Annotated in this window: 17 protein-coding genes; 4 read left to right on the top strand and 13 right to left on the bottom strand. The window is 38.7% G+C overall.

Going from position 1 to position 22,273, the window contains the following annotated elements:
- Positions 1–36: 36 nt before the first annotated feature.
- From BN988_RS05985 to BN988_RS05995, 3 genes are all read right to left on the bottom strand, one after another.
- Positions 37–498, bottom strand: a complete 462-nt coding sequence (locus tag BN988_RS05985) for an S-ribosylhomocysteine lyase (RefSeq protein ID WP_036574142.1) — start codon at positions 496–498, stop codon at positions 37–39.
- 16 nt (positions 499–514) lie between these two features.
- The gene (locus BN988_RS05990) at positions 515–1,156 is read right to left on the bottom strand and encodes a class I SAM-dependent DNA methyltransferase (protein ID WP_036574145.1); all 642 of its coding nucleotides are present in this window, start codon (positions 1,154–1,156) and stop codon (positions 515–517) included.
- A gap of 263 nt (positions 1,157–1,419) precedes the next feature.
- Positions 1,420–2,109: a YhcN/YlaJ family sporulation lipoprotein gene (locus BN988_RS05995; RefSeq protein ID WP_036574146.1), complete on the bottom strand. Its 690-nt coding sequence runs from the start codon at positions 2,107–2,109 to the stop codon at positions 1,420–1,422.
- A gap of 190 nt (positions 2,110–2,299) precedes the next feature.
- On the opposite strand from BN988_RS05995, the gene BN988_RS06000 reads away from it, so the two are divergent.
- The gene (locus tag BN988_RS06000; protein ID WP_036574147.1) at positions 2,300–2,536 is read left to right on the top strand and encodes a YhdB family protein; all 237 of its coding nucleotides are present in this window, start codon (positions 2,300–2,302) and stop codon (positions 2,534–2,536) included.
- An 87-nt stretch (positions 2,537–2,623) separates the two neighbouring features.
- Here the strand turns inward: BN988_RS06000 and BN988_RS06005 are convergent, their stop codons facing one another.
- From BN988_RS06005 to BN988_RS06030, 6 genes are all read right to left on the bottom strand, one after another.
- Entirely contained in the window at positions 2,624–3,391 is a 768-nt protein-coding gene (locus BN988_RS06005) for an anti-sigma-I factor RsgI family protein (protein ID WP_036574150.1), read from the bottom strand.
- Positions 3,388–4,119, bottom strand: coding sequence for an RNA polymerase sigma factor SigI (sigI, locus tag BN988_RS06010; protein ID WP_036574153.1), 732 nt, complete (start codon positions 4,117–4,119; stop codon positions 3,388–3,390). Before sigI ends, BN988_RS06005 begins: the two co-directional genes overlap by 4 nt.
- Positions 4,120–4,504: 385 nt before the next feature.
- Positions 4,505–5,239 (bottom strand): PRC-barrel domain-containing protein, encoded by a 735-nt coding sequence (locus BN988_RS06015; protein ID WP_036574155.1) that lies wholly within the window; start codon positions 5,237–5,239, stop codon positions 4,505–4,507.
- Positions 5,240–5,305: 66 nt separating this feature from the next.
- The gene (locus BN988_RS06020; protein WP_036574157.1) at positions 5,306–6,121 is read right to left on the bottom strand and encodes a S1C family serine protease; all 816 of its coding nucleotides are present in this window, start codon (positions 6,119–6,121) and stop codon (positions 5,306–5,308) included.
- Between the two features lie 28 nt (positions 6,122–6,149).
- Positions 6,150–8,183, bottom strand: a complete 2,034-nt coding sequence (locus BN988_RS06025; protein WP_036574159.1) for an ABC transporter ATP-binding protein — start codon at positions 8,181–8,183, stop codon at positions 6,150–6,152.
- Positions 8,183–9,931 (bottom strand): ABC transporter ATP-binding protein, encoded by a 1,749-nt coding sequence (locus BN988_RS06030; protein WP_036576412.1) that lies wholly within the window; start codon positions 9,929–9,931, stop codon positions 8,183–8,185. The genes BN988_RS06025 and BN988_RS06030 overlap by 1 nt, the downstream gene beginning before the upstream one ends.
- A gap of 1,028 nt (positions 9,932–10,959) precedes the next feature.
- On the opposite strand from BN988_RS06030, the gene BN988_RS06035 reads away from it, so the two are divergent.
- From BN988_RS06035 to BN988_RS06045, 3 genes are read left to right on the top strand one after another with little or no spacing between them, the layout of a single operon-like run.
- Positions 10,960–12,462, top strand: coding sequence for a spore germination protein (locus tag BN988_RS06035; protein ID WP_036574162.1), 1,503 nt, complete (start codon positions 10,960–10,962; stop codon positions 12,460–12,462).
- An 8-nt stretch (positions 12,463–12,470) separates the two neighbouring features.
- Positions 12,471–13,592, top strand: a complete 1,122-nt coding sequence (locus BN988_RS06040; protein WP_036574165.1) for a GerAB/ArcD/ProY family transporter — start codon at positions 12,471–12,473, stop codon at positions 13,590–13,592.
- Complete coding sequence (locus BN988_RS06045; protein WP_036574166.1) at positions 13,582–14,721, top strand: Ger(x)C family spore germination protein; 1,140 nt, start codon at positions 13,582–13,584, stop codon at positions 14,719–14,721. The genes BN988_RS06040 and BN988_RS06045 overlap by 11 nt, the downstream gene beginning before the upstream one ends.
- 97 nt (positions 14,722–14,818) lie before the next feature.
- Here BN988_RS06045 and BN988_RS06050 read toward each other — a convergent pair whose 3' ends face one another.
- The 4 genes from BN988_RS06050 to BN988_RS06065 form a co-directional block, all read right to left on the bottom strand.
- Positions 14,819–15,892, bottom strand: a complete 1,074-nt coding sequence (locus BN988_RS06050; protein WP_036574169.1) for an undecaprenyldiphospho-muramoylpentapeptide beta-N-acetylglucosaminyltransferase — start codon at positions 15,890–15,892, stop codon at positions 14,819–14,821.
- Between the two features lie 541 nt (positions 15,893–16,433).
- Complete coding sequence (locus BN988_RS06055; protein WP_036574171.1) at positions 16,434–17,618, bottom strand: NupC/NupG family nucleoside CNT transporter; 1,185 nt, start codon at positions 17,616–17,618, stop codon at positions 16,434–16,436.
- Between the two features lie 229 nt (positions 17,619–17,847).
- Positions 17,848–19,146 carry a 2-oxoglutarate dehydrogenase complex dihydrolipoyllysine-residue succinyltransferase gene (gene odhB / locus BN988_RS06060; RefSeq protein WP_036574174.1) on the bottom strand — a complete coding sequence of 433 codons (1,299 nt, stop codon included), beginning with the start codon at positions 19,144–19,146 and terminating at the stop codon, positions 17,848–17,850.
- Positions 19,133–22,000: a 2-oxoglutarate dehydrogenase E1 component gene (locus BN988_RS06065; protein WP_036574175.1), complete on the bottom strand. Its 2,868-nt coding sequence runs from the start codon at positions 21,998–22,000 to the stop codon at positions 19,133–19,135. Before BN988_RS06065 ends, odhB begins: the two co-directional genes overlap by 14 nt.
- Positions 22,001–22,273: the final 273 nt, after the last annotated feature.

The raw sequence follows: 22,273 nt of genomic DNA on the forward strand, positions 1-22,273 counted from the left end.
TTCGCCTTCCTTTTTGTGGTCGGGCTAAGCCCTACCTTAAAATACTTCCTGCCATTCATTTCGATGTGCAAGCATTTCCTTGGCAATTTCCTTAGCTCCTTCTAGGCTGTGGTTGGCAGCCCAACCACATTGCACCTCGTTACATGCAGGCACTTCATTAGCCTCTAATACATCATGTAGCGTTTTTTCCAATGTATTTAAAATTTCTTCATAGTTATCATGATTTATAACAGATAAATAAAAACCTGTTTGACATCCCATCGGACCAATATCTAAAACACTGTCCATATGGTTACGAATGTTTTCTGCCATCAAGTGCTCGATTGAATGAAGTCCAGCCATCTCCATATGTTCTTTATTCGGCTGTTTAAACCGAATATCATACTTATATACCTTATCTCCATTTGCTCCCTCTGTCACACCTACTAAACGGACATAAGGTGCTTTTACTTTCGTGTGATCCAGATTAAAGCTTTCCACGTTCATTTTTTCTGCCATAATGATCTCTCCTCCATTACTTCATTCGCTCAGCCTTTATCAACCAAACGAAATCATTCATTTGTTTAAATGTTACATCAAACTTATGTGTATTGAAAATAGTTTGAATTACAGGAATTGTTGTATAATATTCTCTCTCTAGGTCTTCAGCTAAATCTGTGAACCCCTTTTTTCTGGCATCATCGATCGCTTTTTGCTTATGCGCCACCGACTGGAAGATTGTATCACCAAATATGATCTTTCCTTCTGTCGGCAATAGCCCGGAGAACTGTTTAATTGCAAGATCTTTCTCTTCATCTGTTAAATGATGGAAAGCATACGTACTTACAATCGTCTCCACATCGGCAGGAAGACTTGGATAATCAAGAAAATCTCCTTCCTGCACAGTCAGCTCAGGTAATTTTGCTGCAGCAATACTACGCATTTCATTAGAAGGCTCAACTCCTACCACTTCACTTCCTTTTTCCAGAAGTTTTGCAGCGAGGTTTCCTGTTCCCACGCCAAATTCCACTACCGTTCCAGAGGCGTGTCTAACCACCTCCGTTAATATATCATCATAATTGGCAAATACTGCAGCATACTGAGGATCATCCCCTGCTACACTGTCGTCATAGGTATCTGCCCAATCTGTAAAAATGTCAAGAAATTCCCGCCCCATAACCCCTACACTCCTTTAAAAATAATTAATCCATAGTATTACACTTGGTATAGTAAGAATTATATGTATTACAATATCATATGTTACCGTTTTTAAAAAGCATCTTTTCTCCATTATAAATTAATGTAATCATTGCAATGTTCAAATAAAAGTTCCTATAAAAAACGTAGCAGTACACCATTTAACCATACAAAAACACCCCAAAAATTAGATTTCTTACTCTAACTTTTGGGGTGTGGCACAACAAGCTGCTTCTTTTTATTTTAGTTATTTTGCGGGAAGAGACGTTCTACCATATTACCGAATTGGTCAAAAAATCCTTCAATTGGCTCACCATTGTTCATATCATCAATATAACCATTGGTTAGATCTCTAAAGTCTGGATTGGTTGATACGTAAACATTATCAATATCCTTGTCCACGGATTTTACAATCTTAGAAATCTTATCTTTTACTTCGTCTGATACTTCTTCACCGTTACCATTTCCATTTCCTGCATTGGTATCATTATCGTAAGTATCCGTATTCTCTGCGCCTGTATTGTCGTCGTCATTTGCGCCAGTGCCATTATTACCATCGTTGTTAGTATCCGTATTGTTTCCATTTCCGTTACCATTTTGGTTTTTCACCTCTGCAGCAACGTACGCATTATTTTCTGTCGTTAATACATAAACTTGATCAATTTCATCTATTTCACTTTTAATCTTATCAGCGGCTTCTTCTGAAACCTCATATTCCTGTTGGCCATCTCCAGCATTTCGATTCTGATCGCGTTCTGAGTCCCTCGCCATTTCATAGCTTCGGTCCCCACTCATTCCCTCACCTGTATTGTTGAATCTTGTTTGTTCTACATTGTTATCACCAGTTGCATCTTCTTTGTTTCCATTAGAATCTCCACAACCCGCAAGAGCTACTGTAAGTACTGTAACTGCACTAATTAGTTTCCATTTCATCTTTTTACTACCTCCTTTTCATTTGGTGTTAGTATGTAACAGTTTCTGTTACTTATTCTCACGATGGCACCAAAACTTTTATGCTTTTTTAAAGAACCTTAATATGGCAACGACACCATTTTTGTTTCAGACAATATATATAAAATGCGGGGACAATAAATATAACCCTTACAATTAAGGAGGGGTATGAATGGACATTCCTGATTACGATAAAGCATTGTATTTCACACTGTGGGGCCAATGGGATGATTTGCTTGTTTTAATGGTGCGTACAAAGGATGATATGCTTTCAAAGAAAATACAACTATTCCTACACGCTTATCATTATTCCCTTGACCAAAGTAAAATCATGTCTTCCCACGATAATTTACTGTATTATGTAGACCATGCCATGAAATACGAACCAGTTCCTATAATGGAAATATAAAAAAGGCTGCGATTCCTATTTAGCGGAATCGCAGCCCTTTTTATTGGCGATTTTAAAAACTTACCTAACCGGAACCTTCTGCACCCCTCACTTTTCTTCTGAAAGACGGTTTTTTTCAAAATAAAAGGAATGAATAATAGCTTTCTCTTCGTCATTCAGATTCAAAGCAGTTGTAGAGTTTTGAGGGTACTCCGTCTGGGTAATCATTTCAGCCAATTTTTTATTTGTTGGTTTACCCGCTTTCTCAGCAGATTTTCGCACATTATGCGGTACGTGAAATGCAGTAATACTCCAGCTATCATCTCGTTTTTGCGAAAAGGTATTTAAATTACGCAAAAGCCTATTTTTTCCATGATATTCATTAGGATAACTAACGCCTATAAGCATATCTTTCTTCTCCCCAACAAGGCCCGATTTTTCACTTTGTTCCATAATTTTTTCAATAACAGTTTCCATCTTTCTATCCCTATATTGGGATAATTTCATACCTACCTGTTCTGCATCTTCGTTAAGATAGCGTATAGAGCGAACATGGAATTTGTTATCTACTTCGAGTTCAAAGCTTCGTTTTATATCAATGCTTAAATAGGCTAATGTTTTATTATTTGCAAATGCGAAATATATTGGCAATACAAATAAGAGCAGCGCACAGACCAATACAATCAGTCGACCAGGGATTTGCCCAACCTTACGTAACAATAAAATATAGCCTTTTCTTTCTGCTCGATATATTTCAAAAGGAATCTCATTCCCAATGTCTACATGTTTCACTGGCATTGCTTTATGAAAGGTACCATCTCTATCCATTACGATGGTATAAGTATGCCGGTGTTCCATGACAATACCTTTTTTCACTGACCCACCCCCTTAAGATAATCCTTCAGATACAAGTAATCTTCCGTCAGTACGATAAATACAGCAAGTATAAATTTACGATTCCGCTCCAACGTTTTTTTGCTGACATCCACCTTTCGTACCAGTTGTTTGATAGGAAGCTTTTTCTTACTAAAAACGAACGCACGCAGTTCAGGGTCTTCATACAAGGTCCTTGCTGTCCTAACAGCTGATTCACGAGCATCCCTATGTTTAGGCGAGACTTCTGTCAACTCGGCAAACGTAAGCTTATAAGCCGCTAGTTTTTCTTTATAGTCTGCGATTTCTTCTTTTCTATGCCAAGCGTCCTGTTCTTCCTGATATTTTTCTTTCACAGCCGCTATTTCCAAGGGGTTGTCCATTTGCTCTGCATCAAATGTCTCATCAAGGGAGATTGGTGCAGGGCGTTTTTTAATATAGCGAATATAATCGATAACCTTCCGTTTTATTACCAATTTAGCAAAGGATAAAAACGAACTTCCTTTATCAGAAGAATAAGATATCATTGCCTCATTAAAAGCTGAAAGGCCAATGCTAAATTCATCATCTCTTTTGGGGTCGATATATCGCTTGCAGACTTCGGAAACACACTTTGCAATAAATGGTTGATACGTCTTTAAAAGATAGTTTTGTGTTTGCATATCTCCCTTTTGAACAGAGGAGATCATTTTTTCTAGAGGTATGTCTTTTAATGACTGCTCTTTTATCAACCTAGAACACCCCCAGGCATTATAAATTTCGATTTTTTTTGTTTCTTTTTGGGTGTGACCGTAAAGTATTTCTTATGCACAGAAACTGTATATTTAAATATTTCATTTATTTGAGTTCGGTAAGTTGTCATTTTTATTGTCACCAGCTTATTTTATAATAGAATTAAAATGTCAGTCTGATTAATCTTACCGTACCGCATACACTGTTGCTATCTCAAAACAATTACAATTTGTTTAAAATACAATTACCACTACGACCGTCAGTGAATATATACCCATACCTATATACCCAGTCGCTTTCAAAAATAAAAAAGACCCTCAGCAGTCGATGCTGAAAGGCCCTAATGTTTACCTTTTTATAAAGTGAAACTTCATTTAGTGGGAGTTACGGACGGTTACTCCGGGAAATACTTGTGAGTATCATATCTTTTGAATTATATTTGGTAACATTCTTTGTTTCGGCTAATGTTCCCTTAATATAAATATCTCGTTCAAACCAATCAACAGACTCAATTTGATCTGTATGATAGACAAAGTATTGTTCTTTCGTATACGTTTCACTATCTTGTACGACGAGATAACGCAGCTTCCAATATTCTGAATCAAAGACCATATCTGCGACTGTACCTATTTTACCATCATCGGCATGCACTTTAAATTCTATCGTTTCATCTTCACTACGAAGATTATATTGACTCTGTGCTTCTAATTGCTGGTCAAACACCTCTGGCTGTGGTTCTTCAGCAGGAGGAAATTGTGCCAATGGTCGATCATTAGAGCCCCACAGCATATTTCCTGTCCAGTATCTGCTCCAGCCGTAGTATCCAATTAAACTATCCTCTACATCTTTTGAAACGGCACTTTCTTCAGAGATGGAAGGACTGTTACGTACCTTCTCCTTATCATACTCTACCTCTAGGTGCTTATCATTTTCATTAAGTGTAATAAACGAAGATGGGGAGAGGAGTACACGGCGGCCCGGAAGCCATTTCCTCGTGTCTACAATTGCATAACGAATAGCCCATTTTTCATCGTCAAAATATAGATCCTTTACTTTTCCCATTACACCATCTGCTGCATGGATATTGTATGTTTTTAGTTCGGAAGTAAAAAATAACATGTAACTTCGCCTCCTTAAGACGTTTACAATATAAATACCCCCAAACTATATGGATGAAACAAGAGGTTACATCTCATGATAATACGTAATGGGTATAAAGAGCCCTACCTTGCCTTCTGTCTCATGATCTAATGTTGCAAAAATTACCCCCATCACTTCTCCTTCTTCGTTAAAGACAGGACTACCACTGTTCCCCCGATAAACAGGTGCCTTTATCATCACCACTTCACGTTCCCAGTCGCTTAGCCTGGTGTGGCCAACAATAGATCCTTGATTAGCTATTCCGTTAAATCGCAAAGGATTTCCAATAAATGTAATAGGCGCATCTTCTTTAAATATCGGGGTATCTGCTAGCTTAAGTGACGGAAGGTCCTCCGCCTCGACCTTTAATACTGCTAAGTCGATCGCAGGATCAGTTTCCACCACCTCCGCTTCAAACAACCCATCATCCGGAAAAGCAACTGTTACGTGGTCATCTCCCTCTACCACATGATGGTTTGTCAAAACAGTACCTTCTTGGTTTATTGCAAAGCCAGTCCCCTTACTATCCTCTGTTTCTACAACGACCACCGCTTGTTTAAAATTTCGTATATCCTCATCGTTTGAAAGCTTTGCAGATGTGATGAGAAAGTCAATTGCCGGGATAGAAAAAGTCTGGGGAATTAACGCAAACACATTGAAGGCTAAAGCTAGCGCTATCACCCAAAATACCCACTTTGGAAAAGGACGTTTTGGTTTATCATCTACTTTTACCTTCGTTCTCTCTAAAGCTTTTCTGCGTTCTTCTTCCACAAGTTCATAAAGCTCTTCATCATCAAATTCCTCATATAAATCTTCATCTATAATGTCCGCTTTTTCTTGCTCTTCCCTATCTCGATCCATAGTTCACCCCGTGTTTGAAGCGGTTTTCCTATCCTGCGGTTTCTTCAAGTATCCCTTGCTGCATTTGATACATTTGATAGTAGGCACCCTGTTGCTGTAAGAGACTATTATGGTTCCCCTGTTCTTTTATCGTACCGCGGTCTAATACAAATATAACATCTGCTTGCTGTATAGTCGAAAGTCTATGTGCGATAACAAGCGTTGTTCTTCCTTGCTTCAATACTTCCAAGGCTTGCTGAATGACGTTTTCTGTCTCCGTATCAATATTCGCAGTTGCTTCATCCAAAATTAAGATGGCTGGATCAAACGCCAACGCTCTAGCAAATGATAATAGTTGTCTTTCACCAAGCGAAAAGGTGCCTCCTCCTTCTGTGACTTTTTCATCATAACGATTCGGCAGCTTTTCAATAAAGCGGTCGGCTCCCACTGCTTTTAAAGCATTTATGGCTGCTTCCCTGCTAATATGAGGATCATTCATCGTCACATTAGAAAGGATAGTCCCAGTAAATAAGAATGGGTCCTGTAATACGATTCCCATATGACTTCTCACCTGCTGCCTTGACCACTCCTGTGTCGACTTCCCGTCAATCGTAATGGAGCCCTTCTGTGGATCATAAAAACGAAAAAGCAAATTCATAATAGAGCTTTTACCTGACCCTGTATGGCCAACAAAGGCTGCTGTCTGACCAGCCTTCACTGAAAAGGAGATATCGTTCAAAACATAATCCTTCTCATTATAAGCAAATGATACGTGATCAAATAAAATATTTCCTCGATAGCGTGATACATTATCATCCATCACGTTTTCACCAGGATGGTCTAGCAATTCAAAAACTCTTCCGCCAGCGACACGTGCCTGTTCGATAAGCGGTAGCTGATTCACGATATCGGTTACAGGTTCAAATAATCTTGTTAGATAATCAACAATCGCATAGAGCATCCCGATAGATATAATACTTGTCGGATCTAATGAAGCAGAACCAAAATACCAAATAAAGGCTACGAAAGCTAAATTTCGAAACACGGTAACAAGATTATAAGAGGTTAGCGCACTTAGCTTAACTAGCTTTCGTTGATAGGTAAAATGCCTATTGTTAAGCACCTCAAATTCTTCTTTTGTCTTCTTTTCTCTACTAAACGCCTGAATAATCGGCATTCCTTGAATTGCTTCACTTATGTTCCCATTAATTTCGCTTATCGTAGAACGGATAACTTTATTATACTTGCTGCCAAAATGCTTATATAGTTTCATCCAACCAAATATAAGTGGAATAATGAAAAGACACATAAGAGCAAGCTTTGCATCGAGTATAAACAATGCGACAAATATTCCTGCCATATATATAATGCTTGTGAGGACAATAGATAGTACACGCTCATACAAGTCGCGAATAGCTTCTGTATCATTTGTGATCCTCGCTACTATTTTACCTGCTGGCTGATCAACAAAATAGTTAACAGGAATCCGCTGAGTATGGGCGAATAGGTCGTTTCGCATCTTTCTAACAATTTGATTGGACGATTTCTGTAAAAGAAAGGTTTGATAAAATTGAAAGAAACCAGCAATAAATAGTAATGCGACATATAAACCAAGCAGCCACATGATTGGTCCCTGCTCCGGTTTAAAAAACGGATACACTTCAGTTAGCGATAATTTTTCACCTGTAAAGGTCTCTTCTCCAGAGCTTGTCGTTATCGTGATCGTTTCCCCATCGGCAGTCCTTTTTCCTTCAAGTGGAATTTCTTCCGTAACAAAATAGTAAGTGGTACCAGTTTGAAATATCGTTACGGGATTTCCAATTGTCTGGTCAGAGTCTTCCAACCTATCAACCCGTTTGTAAAACTGGCCATTATAAGAAGCTGTTTGCTTATCATTTTGCGATTCAACCTCTTGCCAGGTCCCTTCCACTCCAAGAATATGATCATCAATTACTCTCTTGGCTATTAAAGGACCAGCAAGTTCAAGCGATACGGCAATAATTAAGCAGATAAAGCCAATGATAATACCTTTTTTATATTGTAATGCATATTGAAACAGTCGTTTCTCTGTATTTTGTTTCATTATTCGTTCACCCCTGCCTTTGCAAGCTGCTGTTGAACATACTGCTGCTTATACCAGCCTTCTGTTAACATTAGTTCTGCATGGGACCCTTGTTCCACGATTTCGCCATTATCAAGTACAATAATGTGGTCGGCATGTGTTACTGCTGACATACGATGTGCAGCTATAAAGGTCGTTTTATTTTTTCTTTCTCTACGTAAATGTTCAATAATATTTGCTTCTGTCTTACCATCAACCGCGGACATGGAATCATCCAGTATGAGGATTTCCGGATCTTTAATAAAGGCTCGCGCTAAAGCTACTCGTTGCTTTTGGCCGCCTGATAGCGTTACACCACTTTCCCCAACCTGTGTATCTAAACCATTTGGAAGTTGTTTCATGTCATTAAGGAAGTGTGCTAACTCCATCACACGGAAGATTTCGGTGTCCGTTGCGTCCGATTTACCGAATTGGATATTCTCCCGGATAGATTTAGAAAACATCATTTGGTCTTGCGGCACATAGCCGATCCAAGAACGAATTTGAGCAAGTGAAAGATCCTCTAAATCTACATCAGCAACTTTTATGTTTCCTAGCATGCCAGGGTATTGCCTTAGGAGCAATTTGAAAAGCGTCGTTTTCCCTGCACCCGTTTTTCCGACAATCCCAATGGTATCGCCACGTTTTACGTTTAATGAAAGATTGTTCAGTTGCTTTGTTTCTGTTCCTGGATAGGAAAACGTCACCCCTTCAAAAACAAGTGATTCCACTGCATCTACAGTTTTTGGAGTTACCGGATCTGAAACATCAGCCTTATAGCCTGTTGTCTCATTTACTCTATCAAGCGATGCATTCCCTCGCTGTAGTATATTAATAAGCTCACCCACCGCAAACATCGGCCAAATTAACATACCTAAATATACGTTAAAGGTCACGAGATCACCAAGTGTCATTTGATTATCAAAAACCAAAAAAGCACCATACCCAAGTCCAATCGTATAAGAAAGCCCTACAAGAATCTTCATGGTTGGCTCAAAAAGCGCATCAATCTTAGCAACCTCCATGTTTTTCACATAGACATCGTCTGTCATCTTCTTGAATCGCTTTAAATCTTGCTTTTCCTGTACAAAAGCACGAATTACCCGTACTCCTCGAATGGACTCGAGAACATCATTATTCATTTCTCCAAACGCTTGCTGGGCTTTGGTAAACCGCGCATGGATGACAGCTCCATATTTATTCATAATCACTGCCATAATTGGCAACGGAAGCAATGCGGCAAGTGTCAGCTTCCAGCTAATAGTAAATCCCATCATGGCTACAAGCATCAGCATGAAAACCGAAGAATCCACTAATGTTAAAACACCAAATCCCGCTGTAAGACTAATGGCTTTTAAGTCATTGGTACTTCTAGCCATAAGGTCACCTGTGCGGTATTTCCCAAAAAACGTTGGCGTCATCTTAGTAAAATGATCCATTAAGTTGCTTCTACTCCAGCGTTCTAATATAACTGCTCCGCTAAATAGCGTATAATCCCATAAAAATGAAATGGCATAATGGATAATAATTAAAAGTAAATATCCAATTATTAATGCGGTTAAAAGTTGGGTTGTCATCGAATCGAATTGAATTTGATCAATTGTATACCCAGCTAATTTAGGCGGTATAAGACCTATCGCACTTGCTACAATGAGCGCTAAAATTGCAAATAAATAGCGTTTCCAATAATGTTTAAAAAACCAGTCTAATTTTTTAAAAACCTGAAACATTCCATCACCTTCTAATCTCTCTTTAATTTCTTTCTGATGTGTTCTTTCCAACAAAAGTTCCTCTACTCGTATTCCTAACCAATCTTTGTAATGCAACCAAAAAAAGCATGCGTCTATGACGACACATGCTTACGATGGGAAACGCAGTAACATACCTATCCCAAAAACAAAAAGGCCACAGACAGTTGTGACCTTTGATATCTACAAAGAAGTATGTAAAAGTTAGAATACTTTTCCGCAAAATACGGTAGAGGTCACATATTTAGTTGGATTAAGTTGCGTTGTTTGAATGATGTTTTTCATCATCATGACCTCCTTTGGTTTATTTGTTCTCAATAATTATAGTATTAGGAAAATTTAAAGTCAATCCTTTTTTAAATTTTGGGTTATTTTCTTTTTAAACTGGACGTCTATTTTAGAAATCTCGTAAAAACACAGAGTTATAATTGGGTGCTCTCACGTTTGATTCGAATTCCAAGATGAAGCATTTTTTCTAATTTAACAGGAGGGACCTTAGTCGAGCAAGATATCTCCTCCATCGAAGCTAGCGGGTGTTTTCTAATGAAACTCTGGACTCGATCACTCTCAGTAAGACAGGCAGGGCACATCATAAATGGACTACTTTCCATTGGCTGTTTACATAATCGACAATTACGGATTATTTCACTCAAATCCTCACCCCTCACTATTTCCTTAGCTTTCATGATACAGGAACCGACAAAAACAAACAATATTTCATTTGAATTTTCCAAAAAATGAGTCTTTAGTCTACTAAAGATTTCTTTCGAGTAAACGATAAGATATTGCACATAGATAGTAGTTTTTTCTCACATACTATCTTTATAAAATGAAACTTCAATCAGTAGGGGTTTTATTTCCCCACTGATTGTTGGTTGAACGAATCGCGGTATTAGCGTCCGTTTACTCCTACTAAAAACTCACGGTTTCACTTCATATTTTGAAGGGGGCAACTTACGGCCGGTTGCACCGGGGGAAATTATTAGTACTGGACGATTACGGGAGGAATTATGAAAAAAGCTAAAAGAAAAGCCACCAATCCATTATTTCCCATTAAGGTTGAAAAGTTAAAGCAGACTCTAGAAGACCAGTTTGAAAATAGTACTGACCTAAGCTTTACCATCTTTGAAAACGCAGGCCAAAAGCTCGCTGTCTTCTATCTCTCCTACCAAGTAAATTCAGAGAGAATAGAAAACACGCTACTCAAAACGCTTCTTGAGTCCCAAAAAGAATGGACCGTTGAATCGGTATTGAATGAAGTACCTTTGAACACAGGCCAAAAGATGGACAAGTTGGAGGAATTACTAACAAACCTCATTAATGGACATGTCTTTGTTTATATTGAAGGAGAAAAACAAGTAGTTTCTTATTTAATGTTAAACATTGAACAGAGATCACTAACCAAAGCTGAAACTGAATCAGTTGTTATCGGTCCACAGGTTGCATTCACTGAATCTTTGGTTACGAACTTGAACATATTACGTTGGCGGATGCGCTCAAAAGATCTCGTTTTTGAAAAGATTATGTTAGGAAAACGGACACCAAAGGAAGCAAGACTAATTTATTTGAAGTCCGTTGCAAACGAAACAGACGTTAACACAATGCGACAACGACTACAGGACCTTGAGGTTGATGAGGTAGAGGATGCGAATGTACTCATGCAATATGTAGAGGACTCCTCTCTAACAATATTTCCACAGTTCTATTCAACAGAGCTACCGGATCGTGCTTCCTATGCGATTAATAAGGGACGTGTTGGCGTTATCGTTGAAAACAGCCCCGCGGCAATATTAGCCCCAACCACATTCTTTAGTTTTTTTGAATCGACCGAGGATTTATACATGCGTTGGAATGCCGGATCATTTCTAAGAGTTTTGCGGTTTATATCTATGTTTATATCTGTCATGCTCACCCCAATGTATGTGGCTGCTGTAACGTTTCATTATGAACTTATCCCGACACAGCTTCTTATCTCAATTGGACAATCAAGGGCTAATGTCCCTTTTCCCCCTATATTTGAGGCTCTGCTCCTTGAACTCTTAATAGAATTATTACGTGAAGCAGGGGCCAGGCTTCCAACGAAGGTAGGTCAAACCATTGGTATTGTGGGTGGTGTGGTCGTTGGAACTGCAGCCGTACAAGCAGGGATTACAAGTAATATTTTAATCATCTTTATCACGATTAGTGCGCTCGCTTCCTTTACCGCACCTAGTTATTTAATGGGAACTTCTATTCGGGTATTGCGATTTCCTATGATTATACTAGCCGGTATTTTAGGCATTATGGGAATTGTCTTTGGTATCAGCTTTCTAATCATTCATTTATTAAGACTAACCTCTCTCGGAAGGCCTTATCTTACGCCAATTTACCCGTTCCGTATGGTTGACCTTAATAAAGTACTTATTCGCTTTCCTCAACAATTTCAAGGGAAAAGATTTCTTTCTTTCCGACCTAAAGATAGGGTTCGATTTAATAAGAAAAAAGCAAATGAGAAAAAAGATATTGACGAGTAGGTGATGGATTGGATATAAACGTGAAAGTAAAAGCTAATAAAAGTATTCGCGCATTTTACCTATTCTTCATTATCTCTTCCTTACAATTAGGTGTGGGAGTAATGGGGGTACCAAGATTTATTTATCTAGAGGCTGGGGCGGACTCGTGGTTATCTGTTCTTATAGCGGTCATTTTTATCTTGTGTGTCCTTTTTATCATGATTTTCATTTTAAAACAGTATGACAATGCAGACATTTTTGGTATACACCGTGACTTGTTTGGGAAATGGCTAGGCAACCTATTAAGCAGTGTCTATATTATATACTTTATCGCTACCCTTTTTTCCGTGCTCATTACGTATATAGAGGTTGTCAGGATTTTTATTTTTCCAACCCTTAGTCCGCTAGTAATGGGATTGCTTATGATAATTTTGGCTGTATATAGTACATTGGGCGGTTTACGTATTATGATTGGAGTTTGCTTTTTATTTTTTGCACTTACACATTGGTTATTGCTTTTATTGATTGAACCTGCTGTTCAAATAGATTGGGATCATTTTCTTCCAATGTTTCAAACACCCCTACCCGATTTATTAAAGGGCGCTAAAGCAACCTCCTATACGTTTTTAGGATTTGAAATTTTATTTTTAATGTACCCTTTTATACAAAATAAAAAGGGGGTGCGTTTCCCAGCATATTCGGCAGCTATATGGTCTGGTCTTCTCGTTTTAATCATAACCATCATAACGCTAGGTTTTTTTAATGGCGAGCAAGTGGCGAGACGTGAATGGACGCTTCTATCATTATTTAAGTTTCAGCAGTTTTCCTTTATTGAAAGATTGGATTTTGTGCTGGTAGCTGAATGGATGATGGTTATCATCCCAAATATTATTCTACTTTTGTGGGGGGCAACTTATGGGATCAAAAGAATTTCCAAGCTACCTCAAAAAGTATCTATCTATGCACTTGCTATTCCCCTGCTAATTGGTTGTTGGTTACTAGATGAACATTTTCAAATTCAATGGATAATAGATAAAGTAAATGAATTGGGTTTTTGGCTAGTATATGTATATCCATTTTTGTTACTACCAATCGTGCTAATAAAGAAAAAATGGAAACAACGAAAAAGGGGTGAAAAGATTGAGGCTTAAAAGACTCTTCTTCCTTTGCATCACTCTTTGTCTGCTTACTTCATGTGTTGATTCAACCCAGCTGGAAAAATTAGGGATTATCCACACGCGAGGCGTAGATATTTCAGAAGAGAAACCAAGCGAACTCGAAACCACCTTGATCATTTTTCAATTTAATGCTCAAACAGACATGGTCTCTAAGACATTATCAGGTACAGGACACACGATTAAAGAAGCTCGTGAGCAAGCAAACAACAAATCAAGCTTTGCTTTAACCCCGGGTCAAATCCGTTTAGAATTATACGGAAAAGAAATTGCACAAAAGGGAATAATAAACTATCTAAATACCCTAACACGAGATGCCAGAGTTTCTGACACCATGCTTCTTGGGATTAGTGGTACCACGGCAAAAGAAATTCTAGAGGTAGGCCAGACAGATACGAACATGGACATAGGGCAATTCCTCCACGGATTAATAAGACAGGAGGGGTTGGAAGACTCCATTCCCGAAGTAGCGTTGCATGATTTCACACATATATATTTTGATGTAGGACAGGACCCTTTTCTTCCTGTTATCACAATGGATGATGATGCTCCACAACTTGCCGCCTTGGGAATATTTCGTGGTGATAAATATGTCGGCGATATTACATTAGATGAAGCTCTTCTTCTAAATATGACACAAAAGCATGTCGGCTTTGCACCACTTGAATTAGAAATCCCAAGAGCTCCATTGGATAAATATATAGAAGATACAGAACCAATAGACCCAAACAGCGAAACTATGCATGTTCGGATTGGTATTAAGGGAAAAACAACAAGCGAAATAACCGATTTGGAACAGCTACGTTTTCGTTCAAATATAGACATTGATATAGATTTGCATGAATCCTCTGAGCAGCTTATAGTCAAAGATGAAAAAGTGGCAAAGGCTATAGAAGAAGAATTAGGGAAAGCAATTAAAAAAAAGTATGAGGCACTATTTAAAAAGGTACAAGAACTCAATGCAGATCCTATTGGTTATGGGAGATTATATAGAATAAAAAATAATAACAAGCTGACTGTGGAAGAATGGAGAGAGAAGTTCCCTGAAATAACTGTAGATTTTCAAGTCGATGTTAACCTTGTACATTTTGGTACTGTTCAATAAGTCAGCCGAACCAAATATAATATGTTAGAAAAAAAGCCAACGATTATTCGAATTTCATATCGAATTCCGTCGGCTCTTTCATGCTGTACACATTACCTTATTTTCTTTGCACTTCACCAATTATTTCAATGACTCGATCTCGTGCCTTTTCACTTTTATACTCCTTCATCGTATCTGTCATAATAGCGGAGTATTCTTTTAATTGGTTAAGTTCATGAACTAACGTTTCATTTGTTAGTTTCTCTTCTTCTAACACTCTTGCATAGCGCTTTTTTACAAAGGATTGTGCATTAATAATCTGGTCGCCTCGACTTGCCTCTTTAGATAATGGAATTAACAACATGGGAATTCTTAATGCGAGGAATTCAAAGATAGCATTTGAACCTGCACGGGAAAGAACGTAATCAGTTGCTGCGAAAACATCTTTCAGTTCTTCATTAACATATTCAAATTGAACGTATCCATTTCTTTTATAAGCAGGATCTACCTTATCTTTTCCACAGATATGAATAATGTGGAAGGTTTCAAGTAAGTGATCGAGCGAATTCCTAATGGTTTCATTTATTTTCTGCGAGCCACCGCTGCCCCCCATGATAAGTAGAACAGGTTTATCCGATGAAAGACCTGCAAATGCCAGGCCAGCTTCCTTTTTCCCTTCAAATAATTCGTCACGAATGACTGCACCAACATACTCTGCCTTTTCTTTTGGTAAATATTCCATTGTCTCTGGAAAAGTTGCCAAAACCTTACGTGCGAAAGGGATTGCGATTTTATTTGCAAGACCAGGCGTGTAATCAGATTCGTGAATAACGACTGGAATTCTTCTCAGTTTTGCTGCTAAGACTACCGGTACGGAAACAAAACCACCTTTTGAAAAAATAATGGAAGGTTTTCGTTTTTTCATGATGCGCGCTGCCTGGGCAACACCTTTCAGTACTTTGAACGGGTCTTTTATGTTTTCTTTGGAGATGTATCTTCTAAGCTTCCCTGTGGAAATCGGATGGTAACTAACCCCATCGAGCTGGGTTATTAGATTGCGTTCTATGCCATCATGTGAGCCAATATAATCAATCTCATACCCTTTTTCCTGATAGTAAGGGATTAAGGCTAGATTGACGATTACATGCCCTGCAGTGCCTCCACCAGTAAATAGGATTCGTTTGTTTTTCATGCTATGTTCTCCTCGTATAGTATATTTAGGCACTCATTTTTTGCCTATTTTCTCTTACATTTTTGAAGTCCAAAGACGGTTAAACGCCGTTACCTTTCACTACAGACGGACGCTTTCCGTGGGGCATGGCTTGAGCCTCGGGCCAACAGGAGTTTGGTCACGAAGGCGTTGCCACAGGAGTCGCCGTCTTTCGCTCTAGGTAACTTGGTTTCGTTTTTCTTCCAAATGAATTCATATCAATCACTTGGATGCTCTGGGATGTTCCTAGGTAATGGTCTATGTACAATTTGGAAAAAATCTGATTCTCCTTGCAAGAACCAATACTTCTGATATTATCTGGTTAAAGTAGTGATATATTATCGCAGTTCTTTATATTCATAAAGCTTCTTAAGATTTTATACAGTCTATACTATGGTATTAAAAACTGGGGCAAAATGAAAGTAAAAAAAGGCATCCATTTGAAATTAAATGGACGCCTGTCTTATTTTAGGATGCTTTTGCGCTTCATAAAATAATTTGCATACCGCTACAAAAATACATCTTATAGGAATAGCCCTACTACTGTTGCAGATAGGATGGATGCAAGTGTTGCTCCAATGAGTAGTTTCAATCCAAACCCTGATACGCTTACTGCCTTTTCACTGTCAATTCCTTTTACGGTACCTGCGATGATTCCGATCGAGGAGAAGTTAGCAAAGCTAGTTAGGAATACAGATACAATTCCGACTGTTTTCTCTGACATTTCAGCAATCATTGGTTGGAATTCCAGCATGGCTACGAACTCATTTGTAACAATTTTTGTCCCCATTACGGAACCTGCTCTGAGTACTTCATCCGGTGAAATTCCCATAAGTATCCCGATTGGATAAAGAACGTAACCGAGTAATTCCTGTAATGTTAAACCTGAAAAACTAATAATCCAGTTAACCAATTCAAGTGATGCGATAAATGCAATAAGCATTGCTGCAACGATAAGGGCAATTTTCCCACCTTCTAGTGCACCATTTCCCATTGCTTCAAAGATACTTTTGTCATTTGTTACATCTTTCACATCAACTTTGTCCTCTTCCTTCGGCACTTTTACAGGCGCAATAATAGATGCAAGCATAAGCGCACTAAACATATTAAGCGGAAGTGCGACTAAAACATACTCCGGTGGAAGCATTTGTAAGTATGCACCAACGATAGAGGCAGAAACAGAACCCATAGCTGATGCGCTCACAATATAAAGTCGATTGGCAGTCAGGTGATGGAATTGTGAACGGATAGCGATTAATGCCTCCGACTGACCAAAAAAGATACTATTTACGGCATTAAATGATTCAACACGGGGAAGACCTGTTATCTTTGAGATTAACCCGCCAAAGTATTTAATGATAGGTGGTAGAATACGTAAATAAGTTAGAACAGATAAGATGGTCGCAAAGAAGATAATAAGTAAAAGGACGTTAAAGAAGAATACGCTTCCTCCTTCTTCGACCATTAAGCCACCTACTACGAAATTAACTCCCTCTGTACCAAATTCAATTAGTTTGTTAAATCCTGCTGCAATTCCATTGATAATGGCTTGTCCAATATTGGTACTAAACATAAACCAGGTTGTCAAAAGCTGCAGGAGCAACATTATTCCAATACCTTTATAATTAATATTTTTCTTATCGTTAGACATTAAAAATGCCAAACCAAGCACAACGATTATTGCTAAAACCCCTAAAATAATTCCCACGTTTTTTACCCTTCCTTTCTAAATGTAACTGTTTTCATTTCCCTTATTACAATGGATATTGTACCAAGACGTCAGACGTCAATCAACTGATTATATTTTCTGTTAATTTTGCTTATCTTACTTAATCATTCCCTAAATGCCAGCGAATTAACAATTTTTCTTGCCTAATAGAGACTACTATCACAAAAAAAACCCGCCAGCTAAGCTGACGGGTTTGCCTATTAAACAATTAACCTTCTAGTAATAGATCATATGGGTCTTCTAGTAATTCTTTCACACGTACCAGGAATTGAACAGCTTCTTTACCGTCCACAATTCTGTGATCGTATGATAGAGCCAAGTACATCATTGGTCGAACTTCGATTGAATCATCAGGCATGACCATAGCTCGCTTCTGAATGTTATGCATACCAAGAATTCCAACCTGTGGTGCATTAAGAATAGGGGTCGAAAGCATGGAACCGAATGTTCCTCCATTTGTTATCGTGAAGGAACCACCTTGCAAGTCTTCCATTGCAAGTTTTTTGTCGCGTGCTTTTTTACCAAGATTACCAATTTCTTTTTCTACTCCGGCAAAATCAAGACGGTCTGCATCACGTACAACCGGAACAACAAGTCCGTCATCTGTGGATACCGCAATACCAATATCGTAGAATTTCTTTAAGACTAATTCATTGCCCTGAATCTCAGCGTTTAATAATGGGAATTCTTTTAGTGCCCCTACTACTGCTTTTGTAAAGAAGGACATAAAGCCTAATTTCACGCCGTGTTTTTCAATGAATTTCTCTTTTCGATCACTGCGTAGTTTCATAACATTTGTTAGATCTACTTCATTGAAAGTTGTTAGCATCGCAGCTTCATGCTGTACCTCAACTAGACGCTTTGCAATGGTTTGACGACGACGTGACATTTTCACTCGTTCTACTGGTTTATCAAATTCGGTTTTTTCTGAGGTTGCTTCTTTCTTTTCTGTTTTCTTTTCTTCCTTCTTACTTGAACCTTTGGCAGCAGCCTCGACATCTTCTGGACGTACACGACCAAGCGGATCTCTAGGGCTGACCTCACTTAAATCAATATTCAATTCACGAGCTCGTTTTCTAGCTGCTGGTGAAGCGATAACATCGCCGTTTTTGCTTTTAATGGAAGAAGAATCCTTTTTCTCGCTCTTAGAAGGTTCTTCTTTTTCTGAATCACTTTCCTTTTGCGAGTCACTTTCTTTATTAGATGATTCCTGCTTTTCTTCTTTTGAAGCTTCTTCCGTTTTTGGTTCTTCTTGATCCCCGCCAGCTTCGCCGTTCTCATCCACTTTGGCAATAACATCCCCGACTTCTACATCATCGCCCTCTTCTCTAAGGATTTCCGTTATGACACCTGCATAATCTGCATTTACTTCCACATTTACTTTGTCTGTTTCTAGTTCAACTACAGGGTCGCCTTTTTCAATCTTGTCACCTTTTTTTACTAACCATTCAGCGATTGTACCTTCTGTAATTGATTCAGCAAGTTCTGGTATTTTAATTTCTTTCATTGGAATCTCCTCCTTTAGACGGGTTGATTGCTTTTTGTACAAGTTGTTTTTGTTCTGCTTTGTGGACGTTTGGTACCCCTACTGCAGGAGCAGCCCGATGCGGACGACCTATATAGCGTAATTCTTGCCCTTTTTTCAGTAAATCTCTTAGATAGTCATCAACGTAATCCCAGGCGCCCATGTTCATTGGTTCTTCCTGGACCCATACGATTTCTTCAAGATTCGGAAATTCTGCTAGTTTCTTTTCCAATTCTTCTTTAGGGAATGGATAGATCTGCTCTAAACGAAGAACATTTAGCCAATCAAAGGATTCCTCTGCATTGTCCATTGCCTCTTCTATATCTACCATTATCTTCCCTGATCCGATTAGTAGTCGCTTCGTCTTTTTCTTACTAAGCGAAAGATTAGGTTGCTGTCGTAATGGCTCAAACTTACCATCTGTAAATTCCTTCGGCTCAGAAGAAACACGTTGATTACGTAGCAAACTTTTTGGTGTCATGAGTATTAAAGGTCTTGCTTCTTCACGACCGCGCATTGCCGCCTGTCTACGAAGCAAATGGAAAAATTGCGCCGACGATGTAACATTTGCCACAATCCAGTTATTCTCTCCTGCCATTTGCAAGAAACGTTCAAGTCTTGCACTGGAATGTTCTGGCCCCTGACCTTCATAACCATGTGGCAATAACATTACCATATTCGATTTTTCTCCCCATTTAGCCCGTGCAGCAGAAATAAATTGATCAAAAATAACTTGCGCAGCATTAGCAAAATCTCCAAACTGAGCTTCCCAGATTACCAGCGTATTTGGTGATTGAACACTATAACCATACTCAAAACCGAGTACACCAGCTTCTGATAATGGGCTATTACGAATGTCAAAAGACGCATTAGCAACCTCAAGTCCATGCATTGGACTATACTTCTCGTCTGTTTCTACATCATGGAGAACAACATGCCTATGCGCAAATGTTCCGCGTTCGGAGTCCTGCCCAGTTAGCCTAATGGGGATTCCGTCACGAAGAATTGAGGCGTAAGTCAGAGCTTCACCTGTTCCCCAATCCGCTTTACCGCCTTCTTCCATTGCTTTACCACGACGATCTAGAATTTTTTCAAGTTTCTTGAAGCCATTAAAACCTTCTGGCCGTTTCAGTAACCCTTTGTTCAAACTTTGTAGAACTTCAAGCTTTACCGCAGTTTCAAATGTTTCTAAAGTATTCTCCAACGCTTTTGGCATGCATTTTACTTCTGCCTTACCGGTTTCATTCTCTTTCATACCGTCGTAAATTTCTCTAAGATGTGCTTCTACATTCTCTAACATACTCTTAAAGGTCTTTTCTTCTATTACACCTTTCTCCTTTAACACCTCTGCAAACACATTCGCAGCTGTCGGATGTTGGTCAATGTCCTGATACAGCCCTGGTTGGGTTGTTCTCGGTTCATCCATTTCATTATGACCGTATCTACGGTAGCCGACCAAATCAATGAGAAAGTCCTTATTGAATTTCTTTCGGTATTCGTATGCAATTTTAATTGCTGAGACACATGCTATTGGGTCATCTGCATTCACATGAATGATCGGTATTTCAAACCCTTTAGCTAAGTCACTTGCATAACGTGTTGAACGTCCATCATCCTGATTTGTTGTATACCCAACTAAGTTATTAGCGATGATATGCAAGCTACCACCTGTGGCATAACCTGGAAGCCCACTAAGGTTCAAGGTTTCCGCAACTACACCTTCCCCAATAAATGCAGCATCCCCATGGATTAATACTGGAATCGCTTTATTTAAATCTCTCTCCGGGTATCCGGCTTTAGAGCGATCATCCTGTGCAGCACGGGCAAAGCCTTCCACTACTGGATTAACAAATTCAAGATGTGACGGATTATGTGCAAGTGTTATTCGGGTTGCTGTTTCTTCACCCTTTTTTACTTCTTTCTTTGCACCAAAGTGATATTTAACATCACCTGTCCAGCCATAGTTAATTCCCATGGAGCCTTCAGAAGGAACTAATTCTTTGTCTGGTGAATGATGGAACTCGGAGAAAATTTTATCAAACGGTTTGCCTAGCACATGAGCCAACACAGAAAGTCGACCTCTGTGAGCCATTCCCATCATAATATTTTCAACTTTATCTTCGGTTGCATATTTTACGATCTGATCAAGCATTGGCACCATTGCTTCCAATCCTTCGATAGAGAAGCGTTTTTGCCCAACAAACGTTTTTTGTAGGAATCCTTCAAATCCTTCAACATCCACTAAGCGTCCAAGTAACTGCTTTTTATCTTCATCAGAAAGATCAAGCCGTGCCTTACCTGTCTCGATTAAATCAAGTAACCACGCGCGCTCAGCTTCGTTATTAATATGATCATATTCAAATGTGATCGTACCAGAATAGTATTTTTTAAGTTCATGAAGGACATCAAGGCCGTTTTCAACGTGATTCGGTGCCTTTTCCCATAACCAGCTAGCTGGCATTTGTTTTAGATCGTCTTCACTTAATCCATAAGTGACAGGCTGTACTAAATTCGAATTACGATTTTTGTGTAAACCTACTGGATAAATATCCGCTTCTAGATGACCGAAACGGCGAATAGCCTCAACAAGTTTCATAGCTGAGGTTAGTTTTTTCACATCATGCATGGAAGCTTGAGAACCTGTTGGCAGGTCTGTTGCTCCTGCATCGTTTGATAACCAATTTGGCTTTCCATACTGATCGAACATTTCCTTTATGGAATGATCGACTGCATCTGGATCTGTTTTATACAGATCATATTGTTCTTCTACATACCCCATATTTGGACCATGAAATTCTGCCCAGAATCTTTGATTAGATTCTTCCGTCTGTGCCACGTTTTTATACCCCCATTAGAAGTTAACATTACTCGTAATGTAAACGGTTTTCTAACACTCACTCTATTATAGAACTGTTAAATGACTTTCATCAACTAATATACCCTATTTTATATACTGAAACAATATAATGTTCCAACCTTTACTATTATTAAAATCTTCCGTCTATTCAGAGCTGGAAAAGTTATGTCTTTTCTAAAAATATGAAAGCAAATTGCTTGCATTAGTTCACATTATAAACATAATTCGTTATAATAGGGACATAATAAGAAA

This window comes from Oceanobacillus picturae, assembly GCF_000612865.1.
Classification (GTDB): Bacteria; Bacillota; Bacilli; order Bacillales; family Amphibacillaceae; genus Oceanobacillus_B; species Oceanobacillus_B jordanicus.

Excerpts from the sequence above, each read along its gene's own strand:
- BN988_RS06015 (WP_036574155.1), bottom strand. The coding sequence starts at position 5,239 with ATGTTATTTTTTACTTCCGAACTAAAAACATACAATATCCATGCAGCA.
- BN988_RS06020 (WP_036574157.1), bottom strand. The coding sequence starts at position 6,121 with ATGGATCGAGATAGGGAAGAGCAAGAAAAAGCGGACATTATAGATGAA.
- BN988_RS06030 (WP_036576412.1), bottom strand. The coding sequence starts at position 9,931 with ATGTTTCAGGTTTTTAAAAAATTAGACTGGTTTTTTAAACATTATTGG.
- BN988_RS06025 (WP_036574159.1), bottom strand. The coding sequence starts at position 8,183 with ATGAAACAAAATACAGAGAAACGACTGTTTCAATATGCATTACAATAT.
- BN988_RS06000 (WP_036574147.1), top strand. The coding sequence starts at position 2,300 with ATGGACATTCCTGATTACGATAAAGCATTGTATTTCACACTGTGGGGC.
- odhB (WP_036574174.1), bottom strand. The coding sequence starts at position 19,146 with ATGAAAGAAATTAAAATACCAGAACTTGCTGAATCAATTACAGAAGGT.
- BN988_RS06035 (WP_036574162.1), top strand. The coding sequence starts at position 10,960 with ATGAAAAAAGCTAAAAGAAAAGCCACCAATCCATTATTTCCCATTAAG.
- BN988_RS05985 (WP_036574142.1), bottom strand. The coding sequence starts at position 498 with ATGGCAGAAAAAATGAACGTGGAAAGCTTTAATCTGGATCACACGAAA.
- BN988_RS05990 (WP_036574145.1), bottom strand. The coding sequence starts at position 1,156 with ATGGGGCGGGAATTTCTTGACATTTTTACAGATTGGGCAGATACCTAT.
- BN988_RS05995 (WP_036574146.1), bottom strand. The coding sequence starts at position 2,109 with ATGAAATGGAAACTAATTAGTGCAGTTACAGTACTTACAGTAGCTCTT.
- BN988_RS06050 (WP_036574169.1), bottom strand. The coding sequence starts at position 15,892 with ATGAAAAACAAACGAATCCTATTTACTGGTGGAGGCACTGCAGGGCAT.